Origin of the sequence: Micromonospora sp. NPDC049662 (assembly GCF_040675055.1) — a bacterium.
In the GTDB taxonomy this organism is placed as follows: Bacteria; Actinomycetota; Actinomycetes; order Mycobacteriales; family Micromonosporaceae; genus Micromonospora.
In genome coordinates, this window is record NZ_JBFAOC010000004.1 from 66,131 (window position 1) to 81,541 (window position 15,411).

At 71.0% G+C, this 15,411-nt stretch carries 14 protein-coding genes and 1 riboswitch; of the genes, 6 read left to right on the top strand and 8 right to left on the bottom strand.

From position 1 onward, the window contains the following. Positions 1-101: 101 nt before the first annotated feature. The gene (locus AB0J36_RS04665; protein WP_357129478.1) at positions 102-650 is read right to left on the bottom strand and encodes a pyridoxamine 5'-phosphate oxidase family protein; all 549 of its coding nucleotides are present in this window, start codon (positions 648-650) and stop codon (positions 102-104) included. Between the two features lie 77 nt (positions 651-727). Between AB0J36_RS04665 and dcd the strand changes: the two genes are divergently transcribed. After that, positions 728-1,306 carry a dCTP deaminase gene (dcd, locus tag AB0J36_RS04670; protein WP_266247661.1) on the top strand — a complete coding sequence of 193 codons (579 nt, stop codon included), beginning with the start codon at positions 728-730 and terminating at the stop codon, positions 1,304-1,306. A gap of 71 nt (positions 1,307-1,377) precedes the next feature. Here the strand turns inward: dcd and AB0J36_RS04675 are convergent, their stop codons facing one another. Further along, complete coding sequence (locus AB0J36_RS04675) at positions 1,378-2,418, bottom strand: NlpC/P60 family protein (RefSeq protein WP_357171710.1); 1,041 nt, start codon at positions 2,416-2,418, stop codon at positions 1,378-1,380. Between the two features lie 12 nt (positions 2,419-2,430). Continuing rightward, positions 2,431-2,566, bottom strand: a riboswitch (cyclic di-AMP (ydaO/yuaA leader). Between the two features lie 235 nt (positions 2,567-2,801). Between AB0J36_RS04675 and AB0J36_RS04680 the strand changes: the two genes are divergently transcribed. After that, positions 2,802-4,757, top strand: a complete 1,956-nt coding sequence (locus AB0J36_RS04680; RefSeq protein WP_357171711.1) for an N-acetylmuramoyl-L-alanine amidase — start codon at positions 2,802-2,804, stop codon at positions 4,755-4,757. Positions 4,758-4,815: 58 nt separating this feature from the next. Here AB0J36_RS04680 and AB0J36_RS04685 read toward each other — a convergent pair whose 3' ends face one another. From AB0J36_RS04685 to AB0J36_RS04705, 5 genes are all read right to left on the bottom strand, one after another. Continuing rightward, positions 4,816-5,829, bottom strand: coding sequence for an NlpC/P60 family protein (locus tag AB0J36_RS04685; protein ID WP_355048503.1), 1,014 nt, complete (start codon positions 5,827-5,829; stop codon positions 4,816-4,818). A gap of 167 nt (positions 5,830-5,996) precedes the next feature. After that, positions 5,997-6,998 (bottom strand): hemolysin family protein, encoded by a 1,002-nt coding sequence (locus AB0J36_RS04690; protein ID WP_357129467.1) that lies wholly within the window; start codon positions 6,996-6,998, stop codon positions 5,997-5,999. After that, positions 6,991-8,313 carry a hemolysin family protein gene (locus tag AB0J36_RS04695; protein WP_357129464.1) on the bottom strand — a complete coding sequence of 441 codons (1,323 nt, stop codon included), beginning with the start codon at positions 8,311-8,313 and terminating at the stop codon, positions 6,991-6,993. The genes AB0J36_RS04690 and AB0J36_RS04695 overlap by 8 nt, the downstream gene beginning before the upstream one ends. Before the next feature lie 104 nt (positions 8,314-8,417). Continuing rightward, complete coding sequence (locus tag AB0J36_RS04700) at positions 8,418-10,619, bottom strand: (Fe-S)-binding protein (protein WP_357129461.1); 2,202 nt, start codon at positions 10,617-10,619, stop codon at positions 8,418-8,420. A gap of 309 nt (positions 10,620-10,928) precedes the next feature. Continuing rightward, a complete protein-coding gene (locus AB0J36_RS04705) occupies positions 10,929-11,192 on the bottom strand; it encodes a cell division protein CrgA (RefSeq protein WP_007454145.1) in 264 nt (87 codons plus the stop codon). Between the two features lie 221 nt (positions 11,193-11,413). On the opposite strand from AB0J36_RS04705, the gene AB0J36_RS04710 reads away from it, so the two are divergent. From AB0J36_RS04710 to AB0J36_RS04725, 4 genes are read left to right on the top strand one after another with little or no spacing between them, the layout of a single operon-like run. Next, complete coding sequence (locus tag AB0J36_RS04710) at positions 11,414-12,217, top strand: DUF881 domain-containing protein (RefSeq protein ID WP_355048507.1); 804 nt, start codon at positions 11,414-11,416, stop codon at positions 12,215-12,217. Then, on the top strand, positions 12,214-13,815 hold the full coding sequence (locus AB0J36_RS04715) for a class E sortase (RefSeq protein ID WP_357392189.1): 1,602 nt from the start codon (positions 12,214-12,216) through the stop codon (positions 13,813-13,815). Before AB0J36_RS04710 ends, AB0J36_RS04715 begins: the two co-directional genes overlap by 4 nt. 4 nt (positions 13,816-13,819) lie before the next feature. Continuing rightward, entirely contained in the window at positions 13,820-14,104 is a 285-nt protein-coding gene (locus tag AB0J36_RS04720; protein ID WP_357129454.1) for a hypothetical protein, read from the top strand. 2 nt (positions 14,105-14,106) lie between these two features. Next, positions 14,107-14,757 (top strand): aminodeoxychorismate/anthranilate synthase component II, encoded by a 651-nt coding sequence (locus tag AB0J36_RS04725; protein ID WP_357129451.1) that lies wholly within the window; start codon positions 14,107-14,109, stop codon positions 14,755-14,757. A gap of 5 nt (positions 14,758-14,762) precedes the next feature. Here AB0J36_RS04725 and AB0J36_RS04730 read toward each other — a convergent pair whose 3' ends face one another. Beyond that, a complete protein-coding gene (locus tag AB0J36_RS04730; protein WP_363660110.1) occupies positions 14,763-15,398 on the bottom strand; it encodes an ElyC/SanA/YdcF family protein in 636 nt (211 codons plus the stop codon). Positions 15,399-15,411: the final 13 nt, after the last annotated feature.

Genomic DNA, 15,411 nt, shown 5'->3' on the forward strand with positions numbered 1-15,411 from the left:
CGCGTGTAACGCTGCCCGCGCTCCCACCCAACACGCGAACTCCTGTCGCCGGCTCCGTCACGACGGAGCCGGCACCGGCGTATCTGCCCCCAGGGCCGTGGTCAGGCGGCCGTGCACTGGACGTCGCGGCTGCGGCGGGTCGGGCGCGTCTGCGGTACGGCCGCGGGCGCGGCCGCCGCGGGCGGGGTCTGCGGATCGAGCCAGACCTGGACGGCCGGACGCCCCACGGCGATGCCCAGGCCGTGCTGGTCACGACGGGTCAGCATCGCCACGTCGACGGTGAACTCGAACAGCCGCCAGTCGGCCCGCGGCTCGGCCCGAGCGCTCTGCGCCAGCCGGGCCACCCGGACCGGATCGGTGACCGGCCAGGCGTGACCCGCCACGTACGCCTCGTCGTCGCTCTCCTCCGGAGGGAACGAATGCAGCGCGTATCGGCCGTCCCGTTCGAGGTCCCGGCGCTTCGGCGAGTCGATGATGAAGCAGAACAGACCCTCGTCGGTGATGACCGGGGAGACCGGATGGACCCGGGGCCCACCGTCGGCACGGACCGTGGCCAGATAGCCGAAGCCCGGCCCGTACTGCTGCAGGAGAACGCGGATGCCGTCGGCGAGGCGGGGCTCGTCGACGGCGAAATCGGACCAGGAAGCCATGCGAGCATTCTATCGAACAAATGTACGAGGAGCGACCTCGACACGCTGGTCACCGCCCACCTCGCTATGGTGGTCCGATGCTGCTCTCCGACCGTGACCTGGTCTCCGAGATCAAGGCCGGCACGCTGGGCCTGGAGCCGTTCGAGCCCACCCTGGTCCAACCCTCCAGCATCGACGTACGACTCGACCGGCTGTTCCGGGTCTTCAACAACCATCTCTACACCCACATCGACCCGGCCATGCAGCAGGACGACCTGACCTCGGTGGTCGAGGTGCCCGACGGCGAGCCGTTCGTGCTGCACCCGGGAGAGTTCGTGCTCGCCTCGACGCTGGAGGTGATCTCGCTCGGCGACCAGCTCGCCGGCCGACTGGAGGGGAAGAGCTCGCTGGGCCGCCTCGGCCTGCTCACCCACTCAACCGCCGGGTTCATCGACCCGGGCTTCTCCGGGCACGTCACGCTGGAGCTGTCCAACGTGGCGAACCTGCCGATCACCCTCTGGCCGGGCATGAAGATTGGTCAGCTCTGCATCTTCCGACTCTCGTCGCCCGCCGAACACCCGTACGGCTCGGTGGTCTACGGCTCGCGTTACCAGGGTCAGCGAGGCCCGACGCCCAGTCGCTCCTGGCAGAACTGGCGTGCCTGGCCGACGCGCTGATCCGCCCTTGCGATGTAAGGAAGGGCCCCCTTCTATACCTGAGGCGTTAGAAGGGGGCCCTTCCTTACATCTCAGCCGGGGCGGCCGTAGCTGTGGATGGGCCCGTCGTCGACCTTCTTCATCTTGACGGGCACGCCGGCCTGGGAGGCGTGCACCACCCAGCCGTCGCCGACGTACATGCCGACGTGGTGGATGTCGCTGTAGTAGAAGACCAGGTCACCGGGGCGCAGGTCGCCCTTGCTGACGTTCTTGGTCACCCGGCTCTGCGCGGCGGCGTTGTGCGGCAGCGACACACCGGCCTTCGCCCAGGCGGCCAGCATCAGCCCGGAGCAGTCGTACGAGTTCGGACCCTCGGCGCCCCACACGTACGGCTTGCCGATCTGGGCGCAGGCGAACTTGACCGCGATGCCGGCACCGCCACCCGGGTAGCTGGCCGGGCAGGGCGCGGGACGCAGCGAACCGCCGCCGCCGTTGCCGTACACCTTGAGGCGCAGCTTCTGTAGCCGGTCGATCTCCTCGTTGATCTGCTTCTTCTTCGCCGCCAACTGGGCCTCGGTGCGGGTCAGCTGGACCACCATCTCGTCCAGCGGCGCCTTCTGCCGGGCCAGCTCGTTGCGCAGGTCGGCGACCTGGCGGACGTCCTCCTGCTGGTTGTGGGCGAAGCGGTCGAGCATTTCGAGCTGACCGACCATCTCACTGGGCGACCGGCTGCCGAGCATCGTGTTGACGGTCGACAGGTTTTCACCCATGTACGCGCGGACGGCCAGCGCGCTGACCTTGTCCATCGCGGCGTCGACCTGGCGCTCCAGCGGCGCGATGCGGGCGGCGAGCGTGTCGGCCTGCTTGCGCTTGAGGGCCAGGTCGGCTCGGGTGGCGTTGTGCCGCTCGATGATCGGTTCGAGCTTGTTCCAGTCGTCGTCGATCTGCCGTTCGATCTCGGCGACGGACGGGTCGGCGTGGGCCACCGTGGCGCTACCGGTCAGGACGACGGCGACGCCGACCAGGGCGGCGAGGGCGGTGGTGAAGCGGGACCAGCGTGGACGCGGCACGATCGACGTCGGGTCGGCCGAGGCCGACCGTCCGGACGACGGCCGCGGGGCTTGGAGGGCCACCGGGTTCCGTACTCCTTCTTCCTGACCGCCTACCGGGTTAGCTGACGGGTTCGGGCGGGAAGTGGGCGCCCTACCGCAGGAACTGCGGATTCACCCCGAGGAACCTGGGTCCCCGGCTCGCTCGCGAGCGACTCGGCGGTGTCGGTCCGTTACCGCCCGGGGTGGGCAGACCTGCTACCGGGCCGACGAATGACCAGAGTAGAGACGGCCGTTACCGATCCGCAACCCGTGCGGCCGTGACACTCCGTACCGATTGCGGCGGGCCATCGAGCGGACGTGAAGATTTCCTTCCGTACGTTTCGAAACATGGAAAGGTATTGACGCGGGCTCCCGAGCAGGACGAAGGTGACGGCACCGACACCAGTTCACATGTAGGGGGTTCGATGAAACGTCCGACCCTGCTCGCCGTCGCGCTCGTCACCGCCACGGCGGCCGTGCCGCTGTCCGCCGGCCCGGCCACCGCGGCCCCCGCCGCCGACCGCCAGCAGCAGTACGCCGCCGCGGCGACCGAGTACGGCGTACCCATCGACGTACTACTCGGCGTCTCCTACCTGGAGTCCCGCTGGGACAGCAATGCCGGCACGCCGAGCACCAGCGGCGGCTACGGCCCGATGCACCTGACCGACGCCCGGCACGTGACCGCCCTGCCCCGGGGCGGTCACCACGACGCCCCGGGAGAGGATCCGCGCGGCGACGAGTCCCGTCGTCCTCTCGCACCGGCGCCCGCCCCCGGCAACGCGCCGCCCAGCGCCGCGCTGCAGACCGTGGACGCCGCCGCCGCGCTCACCGGCGCCACCGCCGAGGCGCTGCGCACCGACCCGACGACGAACCTCCGGGGTGGGGCGGCGCTGCTGGCCGCGTACCAACGGGAGGTCGGCGCCCCGGTCGGAGTCGGCACCGACCCGGGCACCTGGTACGGCGCGGTGGCCCGCTATGCCGGCGCGGACAGCGCCGATGCCGCGGCGGCCTTCGCCGACGAGGTCTTCACCACGATCGGCGCGGGCGAGACGCGGGTGACCGACGACGGCCAGCGGGTCACGCTGCCGGCCCGGGCGGTACGACCCGAGCGGTCCTGGCTGGACCGACTGGGGCTGCGGCGACTCGCCCGCCCGGACGGGTTGGAGTGCCCGAGCACCGTGTCCTGTGAGTGGATCCCGGCACCCTACGCGGCGTTCGGCGACGGCGACTACGGCAACCACGACCTGTCCGACCGGCCCGCCCGGCAGAAGATCGAGTACATCGTCATCCACGACACCGAGGCGAGTTGGGCGACCACCCTGCAACTCGTCCAGGACCCAACCTACGTGAGCTGGCACTACTCGCTGCGCTCGGTGGACGGGCACATCGCCCAGCACGTCCGCACCAAGGACGTCGCCTGGCACGCCGGCAACTGGTACGTCAACGCCAAGTCGATCGGGCTGGAACACGAGGGCTTCGCCGCGCAGGGCACCTGGTACACGGAGGCGATGTACCGCACGTCGGCGAAGCTGGTGCGGCACCTCGCGCTGCGGCTGGGCATCCCGCTGGACCGCCAGCACATCATCGGCCACGACAACGTGCCCGGCACCACGGCGGCGACGGTCCGCGGGATGCACTGGGACCCCGGGCCGTACTGGGACTGGACGCACTACTTCGACCTGCTGCACGCCCCACGGCTGGACACCGGCAGCCCGGCCACCGGGCTGGTCCGGATCGACCCCGACTACGCGACAAACCAGCCGGCGTTCACCGGATGCGTCACCCCCGGGACGCCGTGCGCGCCCCGCGGCTCCTCGTCGGTGGTGCTACGCACCGCGCCGGCTCCGGACGCGCCACTGGTCAACGACATCGCGCTGCGCCCCGACGGCACCCCGAACACGATGGACGTGTCGGACCACGGTGCCCGCGCGTCCGCCGGCCAGACGTACGCGCTGGCCGGTCGACAGGGCGACTGGACGGCCATCTGGTACCTCGGGCAGCGGGCGTGGTTCCACAACCCCGCGTCCGCGCCGACGGCCACCTGGACGGTCGGCATGGTGGTCACCCCGAAGCCCGGCCGGGCCACGGTCCCCGTCTACGGGCGGGCGTACCCGGAGCAGGCGGCCTACCCGGCCGGCGTGCCGTACCAGGCGATCTCACCGTTGCAGTACACCCTCGCCGCCGGCCAGCGGTACGCCGTCGGCGCGGTGCTGCCCGGCGAGTACTACCGGGCCAGCACGTTCGACGGCTCCTCGCCCGGCGACTGGACGGTGATCCGGGGCCAGAACCGGTACGCGCAGATCCAGTTCGGCCACCGCGTCATGTACGTCGACCTCGCCGACGTGCAGTTGCTGCCGTCCCCGGTGGGCGCACCCCGCTGAGGAACCACGACGGCCCCCGGTCGAGGTGACCGGGGGCCGTCGTCGTGCGTGCTGGGGATCAGCCAGGTCGGCGGAACCCGGCGACCGGCATGGTGTTGATGCTGGACACCTGCACCGGTTTACCGGCGCGTGGCGCGTGCACCATCTGGTTGTTGCCCAGATACAGCCCGACATGACTCAGGCCCGAGTAGAAGAAGACCAGGTCACCGGCACGGGCGTCGGCGCGCGAGACGGCCTTGCCCTCGTTCCACTGATCACCCGTGTGGTGGGTGAGGTAGATCCCGGCCGACTTGTAGGCGTACTGGGTCAGGCCCGAGCAGTCGAACGAGTTCGGGCCGGTGGCGCCCCAGACGTACGGGTCGCCGACCTGCTGGCAGGCGGTCTTGATCGCCTTCTGCGCCGCCACAGAGACCACGCCGTTGATGGTCGGGCAGCCGGCGGTCTTGACCGTGGTCTTGGGCATCGACGCTTCGAGCTTCTTGATCTCGGCGTCGATCTGCTTCTTCTTGGCCGCCAGCTCGCTCTGCTGCTTGGTCTGGGTGGCGATCAGCGCGTCCAGCTTCTGCTTCTCGCCGTCGTACTTGGCCCGGACGGCGAGCACACCCTCAACCTGCTTGCGCTCCTGGGAGGCGAGCCGGTCGAGGAGGGTGAGCTGCTCGGTGAGCGTGTCCGGCTTGGCGCTGACCAGCAGCGCGCCGATCTCCTGCGAGGGGCCCGACATGTAGTAACGGGAAGCGAGGTCGCCGACCCGGTTGAGTGCCAGCTCGCTCTGCAGGGCCAGCGGCTCGATCTTCTTCTGAAGCTCGGACGACTTCTTGCGGTTGACGGCGAGTTGCGCCCGCACCTTGTTGTACTTCTCGATCGTGGGCTCCAACTCCTCCCACTTCTTGTCGATCTGCGCCTCGATCTCGTCGACCGTCGGCTCGGCCTGCGCCGGCACGGCGATCATGCCGGCACCGACCGCGGCGGCGGCGACCAGCACGATCAGGCGACGTGCGACCCGGCGCAGACCACGCGGTCGAACGGGCGACCCTGGTGCGTGACGATGAGGGGGCATGGTTGCCACCGGCACCGACTCCTTTGCAACCGACCGCCGGGCGCCTCGCGTGAGGGAAGGGCCGAGGCAGACGACCCACAGCGGTCGGTGCACCACATTAGGGAAGCGCCGGACCGAATTCAAGGCGAGCCGAGTCACCGTCACTGTCGCGCAACCACTTGCACACCAAGGGTGTTGGTCAATTAACCAACGATTGCGGTCAATACATCATCGAGCGTCACCACACCGAGAGGTCGGCGCCCGTCACTGACCAGCACCATGTGCCGCCGTTCCCTGCGCATGGCCAGCAGCAGATCGGCGAGCGTACGGTCCGGCGGGACCACCGCCAACGGCCGGTACACCGCCTCCGGCACGGGGGCGCGGCGGCCCTGCCCGGCGTACCCGAGCACGTCCTTGACGTGCACGAAGCCCAGCACCCGCCGGGTGGACCGCTGCACCACCGGAAACCGGGACCGGCCGGTACGGGTCGCCAGCACCTCCAGCGACGCCGGTGAGACGTCCTCGGCGACCGTCGTCACCGTCGACCACGGTTGCAGGGCGTCCGCCGCGGTACGGGTGTGCAGGGCCAGCGCGCCGGTGATGCGGGCGTGCTCCTCGGCGTCGAGCAGCCCCTCCGTACGCGCCTGCGACACCAGGCCCGCCAACTCCTCGGCCGTGAACACCGTCTTCACGGCCTCCGTCGCCTCGATCCGCCAGAGGGCCAGCACCCGGCGGGCCGCCCACTTCATCGCCAGCAGCAGCGGCTTGGTGGCCACGCAGAACGCCAGCATGGCCGGGCCCAGCCAGAGCGCGGAGACCTCCGGACCGGCCAGCGTGATGTTCTTGGGCACCATCTCGCCGACCACCGTGTGCAGGAAGACGACGACACCGAGCGCGAGCACGAACGCCACCGGATGCACCGCGCGCTCGGGCAGACCGACGGCGTGGAACGGCGACTCGAGCAGATGGGCCAACGCCGGCTCGGCGATCGCGCCGAGGCCCAGCGAACAGACCGTGATGCCGAGCTGCGCGCCGGCGATCATCAGCGGGATCTGGTTCATCGCCGACAACGCCCAGCGGGCCCGCTTCGAACCGGCTGCCAACGGCTCGATCACCGTCCGACGGGACGCGATCAGCGCGAACTCGCTACCCACGAAGAAGCCGTTGCCGAGCAGGAGCAGCACGGCCACCAGCAGCTCAGTCATCGGCGTCCGGCTCCGCCGGTCGCAGCACGCGGACCTGCTCGATCCGGTGCCGCTCCACCTCCACCACGGTGAACTCCCAGCCGTCGGCGTCGACCGTCTCGCCGGGCAGCGGAATGTGCCCGAGCCGTGCCAGCAGGAACCCGGCCAGCGTCTCGTACGGCCCCTCGGGCAGCCGGAAGCCTGTCTGCTCGACCAACTCGTCGGAGCGCAGCACCCCGTCGACCAGCACCGTGCGCTCGCCGCCCGGAACGGTCAGCTCGAACGGCTCGACATCGTCCACGCTGGCCGGGTCGAACTCGTCGGCGATCTCGCCCACCAACTCCTCGACCAGGTCCTCGATCGTCACCACGCCATCGGTGCCGCCGTACTCGTCGACGACGATCGCCAGGTCGGCCCCGGCCGCCTTCAACGCCGCCAGCACGCCGTCCAGGTCCAGGCTCTCCGGCACGTACACCGGCTCACGGGCCACCGCTGCCACCACCGTCGACGCCCGCGCGGCCAGCGGCACGCCCAGCGCGTCCGGCACGCCCGCCACGCCGGTGACGAGGTCGAGGGTCTCCTCGTACACGGGGAAGCGGGTCCGTCCCGTCCGCCGGGACTCCTCCAGCAGCTCGGCCACCGTCGCGGTGGCCCGTAGCGCGACCACGTCGACCCGCGGGGTCATCGCCTCGGCCGCCCGCTTGTCGCCGAACCGGATGGTGCGCCGCAGCAGCATCGCCGTGTCCGGCGGCAGCGCGCCCGCGCGGGCCGAGATGGCGGCCAGCAGCCCGAGTTCCTCCGGCGAGCGGGCGCTGGCCAACTCCTCCTGCGGCTCCACGCCGAGCGCACGGACCAGCCGGTTCGCCGAACCGTTCAAGCCCCGGATCAACCAGCCGAACGTCCGGGAGAAGGTGTGCATCGGCCCGGCGGTGGCCAGCGCGGCGGGCATCGGCCGGGCCAGCGCCGCGTTCTTGGGCACCAGCTCACCGAAGAGCATGGACAGGAGCGTCGCCAGGGCCAGCGCCAGGAACGGGGTGAAGCGCTCGGTGCTCTCCCCGGCCACGGGACGCAGCAGCGGGGTGAAGATCCGGGCCAGCGCCGGTTCGGCCAGGTAGCCGGTGAGCAGGGCGGTGATGGTGATCCCGAGCTGCGCCCCGGAGAGCTGGAAGGACAGCTCGCGCAGCGCGGTGCGTACCGTCCGGGCGGCCTCGTCGCCGGCGGCGGCCCGCCGGTCGATCTCCGCGCGGTCGACCGTGACCAGGGCGAACTCGGCCGCGACGAAGAACGCGTTGCCGGCGGTCAGCGCAACGAACCCGACCAGCGGCAGCAGCGTCATCAAGAGCAGGCCGTCGATGTCCCCTCACCTCGGCGAGATTCTTGCACGGCGGCGACGGCCCCTGCGGGCCGCCGCCACCGATGTTCGGAACCGAGGGGTACGCCTCAGCCGGCGACCGGCGTCGACTCCTTGTCGCCGCCGCGCGGCTGCTCGGGCTTGACCGAGCGCAGCAGGACGCTCGCCACGTCGATGACCTCGACCTGCTCGCCGGCACCCTTGCCGTTGACGCCGTCGTTGAGCATGGTCGAGCAGAACGGGCAACCGACGGCTACCGTCTTCGCCCCGGTGGCCATGGCCTCCTCGACCCGGTCCACGTTGATCCGCTTGCCGATCTTCTCTTCCATCCACATCCGGGCGCCGCCGGCGCCGCAGCAGAAGGAGCGCTCGCTGTTGCGCGGCATCTCGGTCAGCTCGCCCTGGATCGAGTCGCCCAGCACCTCACGCGGGGCGGCGAAGACCCGGTTGTGCCGGCCCAGGTAGCAGGGGTCGTGGTAGGTGACACCGCCGTCGACGGGCTGTACGGGGGTCAGCTTGCCGGTGGAGACCAGGTGGGCCAGCAGTTGGGTGTGGTGGACCACCTCGAACTCGCCGCCGAGCTGGCCGTACTCGTTGCCGAGCGTGTTGAAGCAGTGCGGGCAGGTGGCGACGATCTTGCGCTTGGTCTTCTCGCGGCCCTCGAACGCCTCGTTCAGCGTCTCGACGTTCTGCTGGGCGAGCATCTGGAAGACGAACTCGTTGCCGATCCGGCGGGCCGGGTCGCCGGAGCACGTCTCGCCCTCGCCGAGGATCGCGAAGCTCACGCCGGCCTCGTTGAGCAGGGTGGCGACCGCGCGGGTGGTCTTCTTGGCCCGGTCCTCGAACGCGCCGGCGCAGCCGACCCAGAAGAGGTACTCGAAGTCGTCCACCTCGCCGACCCGGGGCACCTCGAAGTCGAGGCCCTTGGTCCAGTCTTCGCGGGTGTTCTGCGGCGCACCCCACGGGTTGCCCTTGTTCTCCAGGTTGCGCAGCATCACGCCGGCCTCGGAGGGGAAGCTCGACTCGATGAGCACCTGGTAGCGCCGCATGTCGACGATGTGGTCCACGTGCTCGATGTCCACCGGGCACTGCTCGACGCAGGCGCCACAGGTGGTGCAGGACCAGAGGACGTCCGGGTCGATGACCCCACCCTCCTCGGCCGTGCCGATCAGCGGCTTGTCACCCTCGGCGAGCGACAGCACGTCCAGGTGCGCGAGCTGCGCCTGGGTGGCCTTCTCCTCGCCGGTGAGGTCCTTGCCGCCGCCGGCCAGCAGGTAGGGCGCCTTCGCGTACGCGTGGTCGCGCAGGCTGAGCACGAGCAGCTTCGGCGACAGCGGCTTGCCGGTGTTCCAGGCGGGGCACTGCGACTGACAGCGGCCGCACTCCGTGCAGGTGCTGAAGTCCAGCAGGCCCTTCCAGGTGAACTGCTCGACCTGGGCGACGCCGAACTGGTCCTTCTCCGGGTCGGCCTCCTCGAAGTCGAGCGGCTTGCCCTGACTGGTCATCGGACGCAGCGGACCCAGCCCGGAGCCGGCCGGCTTCTCCGGGTCGCGCTTGAAGAAGATGTTGGGGAACGCCAGGAAGCGGTGCCAGGCGACGCCCATGGTGACGTTCAGCGAGATGACGATCAGCCAGGTCATCGAGATGACGATCTTGATGAGCGCGGCGACGCTCGCCCCGTCCGACCAGTCCGGGAGGATCGCGCCGACCGCGTGGCTGACCGGGGTCGCCCAGACCGGGTACTCGAAGTGGTCGGTGGCGACCTTGAAGCCCCGGATCACCAGGCCGAAGATCAGGACCAGCAGCACGACCCACTCGACGAAGTAGCCCTGCCACATGGTCGAGCCGGTGAAGCGGGAGCGACCGCCGGGCCGGTTCGGCCGGTTTCGCAGCCGGATCGCCATCAGCACCAGGATGCCGACCAACCCCAGCACGGTGATGATCTCGGTAGCCAGCCCGAAGACGGTCCAGTGCCCGACGATCGGCAGGCCACCGGTCGGCGTGACGACCTCGAAGTACGCCTCGAGCACCAGCAGCGACAGCACGATGAAGCCGACCATCACGAACCAGTGGGCGGCGCCCACCACACCCCACTTGAGCATCCGGGTGTGGCCGGCGGTCTCCACCAGCATCTTCCTGGTGCGGGCGCCCTTGTCGGCGAACCGCTCCGGAGCGGGTTGCCCCAGCCGGATCACGGCCGTCATCTTCATGACCGCGCGCACCGCCAGCCACACCGCCACGGCGGTGATGCCAGCCGCGAGGATCGTGGTGACGATCTGGACGCTGCCCATCGAGTTGGCCTCCCCGGTCTGCTGCTCGTCGAGCGGTTCAGCAACCGGGGCCGGGACAGGCGTAGGACAGCGTCGCGCCGCCGCCGCACCTGCGACCGGACCGGTCGATGACCTCGCTCCGCTCGGTCATGCAGTGCAGCCTACGCGCAAGGTTACCCAGCAGTAACGTGAGTCATCTCGCAGTAGGCCACGCCGCCTGCGGACACCATAGGGTGCCCGGCCCGGTCGTGCCGGGCAGGGGGATGGCGGGTGACGGAGATCCTGCGGTCCGGTGGTGGATCGCGCGGTGCGGCGGCGGCCCGACCGGGCTCAGCGCCAGCGGGAGAGCAGCACCAGCGACGCGACCATCGCGCCGAAGCCGACCGCCAGGTTCCAGTACTGCCACGAGGCGACCGGGTACTCCTGCTCGGAGAGGTAGTAGACGACAAGCCAGCCGATGCCCGCGACGATCAGAGCGACCGCGGTGATCGGCAGCCACACCGGGCTAGGCTTGCGCGACGCCGCCGTCGTCGTCGGACGGACGTCCGTCGGCGGGGTGTACACCTTCTTCTTGCGGACCTGAGACTTGGGCACGGCGCTCTCCAGAGGGGGTGACAACCTCGTCCGGCCTGACAACCGGACGCGGAGGCGACGGTTCATGGCCAATAATGTTCGACAGCTAGCGTAGTCCCGAACGGCCGCCTGGACCACGAATGGGGTCAGGCAGGTACATGGAGTGACCGAAAAGGGCGGGACTGTTCGTATCGCGGCCCAGTCGTCACGAACCGATCCCCGACACTCGGAAGGAACGCTCGGTGGAGTACACATCCGGCGCCGCCTCCTGGCAGAAGGTCCTCCGACGGGCCGTCGCCGGGCTGCTGCCCCGGCGGCCACGCCAACGGCGACCGGGCTGGTCGATCGGGGTGCCCCTGATCGCCGCCGCGGCGGGACTGCTCTTCACCACCACCGCGACCACCGCCGGCGGCACCGCCCTCCGGGAGGACCGGCGGCCCCAGCTCAACCAGCTCATCGAGGAGCGGCAGCAGCAGGTCACGGCGAGCGAGCGCCGCGCCGCCACCCTGCGCGGCGAGGTCGAGCAACGCACCAACACGCTGGCCGACTCGGACGCCCCGATCAAGGCCCAGCAGAACCGAGCCCAACGCAGCCTCGCGGCGGCCGGGTTCACTCCCGTCACGGGCACGGCCGTCACGGTCGAGCTGAACGACGCGCCCCAGCACAACGACGAGGCCCACTCCGACGCCACCAACGACGACCTGGTCGTGCACCAGGGCGACGTGCAGGCGGTGGTCAACGCGCTCTGGGCGGGTGGTGCGGAGGCCATGTCAATCATGAACGTCCGCGTGCTCGCAACCAGCGCGGTACGCTGCGTCGGTAACACCCTGCTGCTTCATGGTCGGGTGTACTCCCCACCGTTCAAGATCGTAGCAATCGGCGATCCCGCTGCCCTCCAGCAGGCCCTCGCCAGCTCTGAGGGAGTCCGGTTGTTCAAGGACGCAGTCGACGACTACCAACTCGGCTACAAGGAGTCCGTCTCCACCGTGACCGTCCCGGCCTTCGAGGACTCGACCGCCCTGCGCTCGGCGACGGTGCCCAAGTGAGCGGCCCCGACGAGCGCCGCGACGGCCGACACCGGGACCAGGCCGACGAGCCGACGGCCTTCCTGCCGAAGGTCAACCGGCCCGAGCCGGGTCGCGCCGAGCCGCCTGCGGGCCCGGTGGAATCCTCCCCGGGCCAGGCCGAGTCCACCGGAGGTCGACCCGAGTCGTCGCCGTCCCGGCCCGACCCGACTCCGGGGCGGACGCCGACCGGCAACTGGCCCGATCCCGTGCTGCCCAGCCGGTCACGGCCGACGGGCCCGCCCGCCGCCTTCGAGGCACCGAGCGCCGGACGGCCTGACCCGCAGGGCAGCCCCGACCGCCCGACGCCGACCGCGCCGCCGCGCTGGCCGGGTAACGCGGCGCCGCGCGCCGAGTCCGGGCCTCCCCTCGTCGCCACTCCCAGCCGACCGAGCGCAGCGGCCCCACCGGGGCCGGTCCGGCCGACAGCCCCGGGCACCGACCCCACACACGCGCCGACCGCGCCCGGTAACGCCCCGGCTGTCTCCACACCCCCGAACACGCCCACGCCACCGAGCGCCTCCCCGCCCCCCGGTGTCCCTTCAGCAGGCGGCAATGCGCCGACCGCGTTCATTCCGAAGGTCACCCCCGGGTCCACGCGTACGGCAAGCGCCTCGGGCGCCCCGGTTTCCCCGGCCGCCCCCGGCGGCACCGCCGACCCGAACGCCACCACGCTCATCCCCACCGTGACCGCCAGGCCGACACCCCGGCCCCCGTCCATCGACACGACGGCGCTGATGGGTGCCGTTCCCCGTACGCCGGCTCCGGAGGGGTCGGCCGGCGAGGGCGACAGCGCCGCCGAGCCGCCGCGGCCGCGTCGGGGGGAGCGGGTCGTCCAACTCCGGCCGCACCAGACCGGCGAGGGCTACAAGAGCGTCTACTCGGAGCTGACCCGTCCGTCCATCGCCTCCCGGCTCCGGACCGGCATCCGGGCCACCGGCGAAGTCCTGATCACCTTCGGCCTGGTGGTGCTCCTCTTCGCCGGCTACGAGGTGTGGGGCAAGTCCGCCGTCGTGGACGCCCACCAGAACGACCTCAGCAGCCAACTCGCACGAGAGTGGGGCCCGACCGACGACCCGACGGTCGTCCCGTCGAAGGCCCCGAGCGCCAAGCCGTCCCCGCCGGTGCGGGGCAAGCCGATCGCCGGCCTCTACATCCCCAAGCTCGACAAGAACTGGGTGGTGGTCGAGGGCGTCACCCAGGACGACATCCGCTACGCGCCGGGCCACTACCCGACCAGCGCGCTGCCCGGCCAGGTCGGCAACTTCTCCGTCGCCGGCCACCGGAACCGGGCCACCTTCTGGCGGCTGGACGAGTTGCACGACGGCGACGCGATCGTGGTCGAGAGCAAGACCGACTGGTACGTCTACCGGGTGGCACAGACCCGCATCGTCAAGCCGACGCAGGTCGAGGTGGTGGCGCCCGTGCCCGGCGAGCCGAACAAGAAGCCGACCAAGCGGATGCTCACCCTGACCACCTGCAACCCCAAGTGGGACAACTACCAGCGCCTGATCATCCACGCGGAGTTGGACCGGACCCAGCCCAAGTCGGCGGGTCGCCCGACCGAGCTGGGAGGCTGACCCGGTGTACGCGTTCATCTGGCGCAAGCTCCCGTTCGGGCTGGCCGGCAAGCTCGTCGGTTCGGTGCTGCTCGCGACCGCCACGGTGGCCCTGCTCTGGTATGTGGCCTTCCCGTGGGCCGAGCCCCTGCTGCCCTTCGACGACGTCCAGGTCACCCAGGACTCCGGCGTTCCCGGCGAGCCGAGCGACGGCGATGCGGTGACCGGCGACACGCCGACCGACGACGAGCACGACCTGCCGTACGACACGGAACGGAACAACCCCGAGCCGACCCCTTCGAGCAGGTGACGATGCGCGTCCTGGTGATCGACAACTACGACTCGTTCGTCTTCAACCTCGTGCAGTACCTGGGCCAGCTCGGCGTGGACTGCGACGTGCGCCGCAACGACGAGATCGACGTCGCCGACGTCGGCCGGCTGGGCGCGGCGGGCGTCCTGCTCTCACCCGGTCCGGGCAGTCCGGACCGCGCCGGCATCTGCCTGGACGTCATCCGGGAGTACGCGGGCAAGCTGCCGATCTTCGGCGTCTGCCTCGGTCACCAGGCCATCGGAGAGGCCTTCGGAGCGACCGTCACCCGGGCCCCCGAACTGCTGCACGGCAAGACCTCCGAGGTACGCCACCACTCCGTCGGCGTACTCGCCGGCCTGCCCGACCCGTTCACCGCCACCCGCTACCACTCGCTGGCCGTCCTGCCCGAGACGCTGCCGGACGAGCTGGAGGTCACCGGCTGGACCGGGTCCGGAGTGGTGATGGCGATGCGGCACCGGACGCTGCCCATCGAGGGTGTGCAGTTCCACCCGGAGTCGGTGCTCACCGAGGGCGGCCACCTGATGCTCGCCAACTGGCTCGCGAGCTGCGGTCACACCGAGGCGCTGGAGCGCGCGCCGGCGCTGGCCGCCGAGGTGGACGCCCGGCGGCTCGCCGCCTTCGCCACCACCTGACCCGGTCAGCTCCGGAGGGCGTCCCGCACGGCCGGGCTCGCGGGTGACCGGACGGCGGGTGGCCGCTCCCGGAACGCGTCCCAGGCCGCCTTGCCGCTGGCCAGGTAGTCCCGGACCGCCTTACCGGCGAGCAGCACGGAACCACACCCGTCGCAGCGGGCGGCCACCCCGTCGACGTCGAGGCCGAGGTGCCGGCAGAGCGTCACCGCCCGGGACAGGTGGTAGGACTGCGTCACGATCAGCGCGCGCTCGACGCCGTACACGTCCCGGGCGCGGACGCAGCTGTCGTACGTGTCCAGGCCGAACGGGTCCGCCACCACCCGTGCCGGGTCGACGCCGAGCCGCTCGGTCAGGTACGCGGTCATCACCGTCGGCTCGTCGCCGGAGGTGCCGCCCCCGTCCCCGGACACCAACACCGCCCGCGCCCGACCGGTACGCACCAGCTCGGCGGCGGTCTCCAGACGTCCGGCGAGCCGGTCACCCGGTTGCCGTCCGTCCGCTGCCGCCGCCGTGCCGAGGACGATCACGACGTCGGCGGCGGGCGCCCCCGCCTCGTCGTGGGTGTGCCCGCGCGCGCCGAGCATTGTCCAGAGCCACGGGACGCTGCTCAGCGCCACCACGACCACGCCCAGGACCGCCACGCGTCGCAGCCGC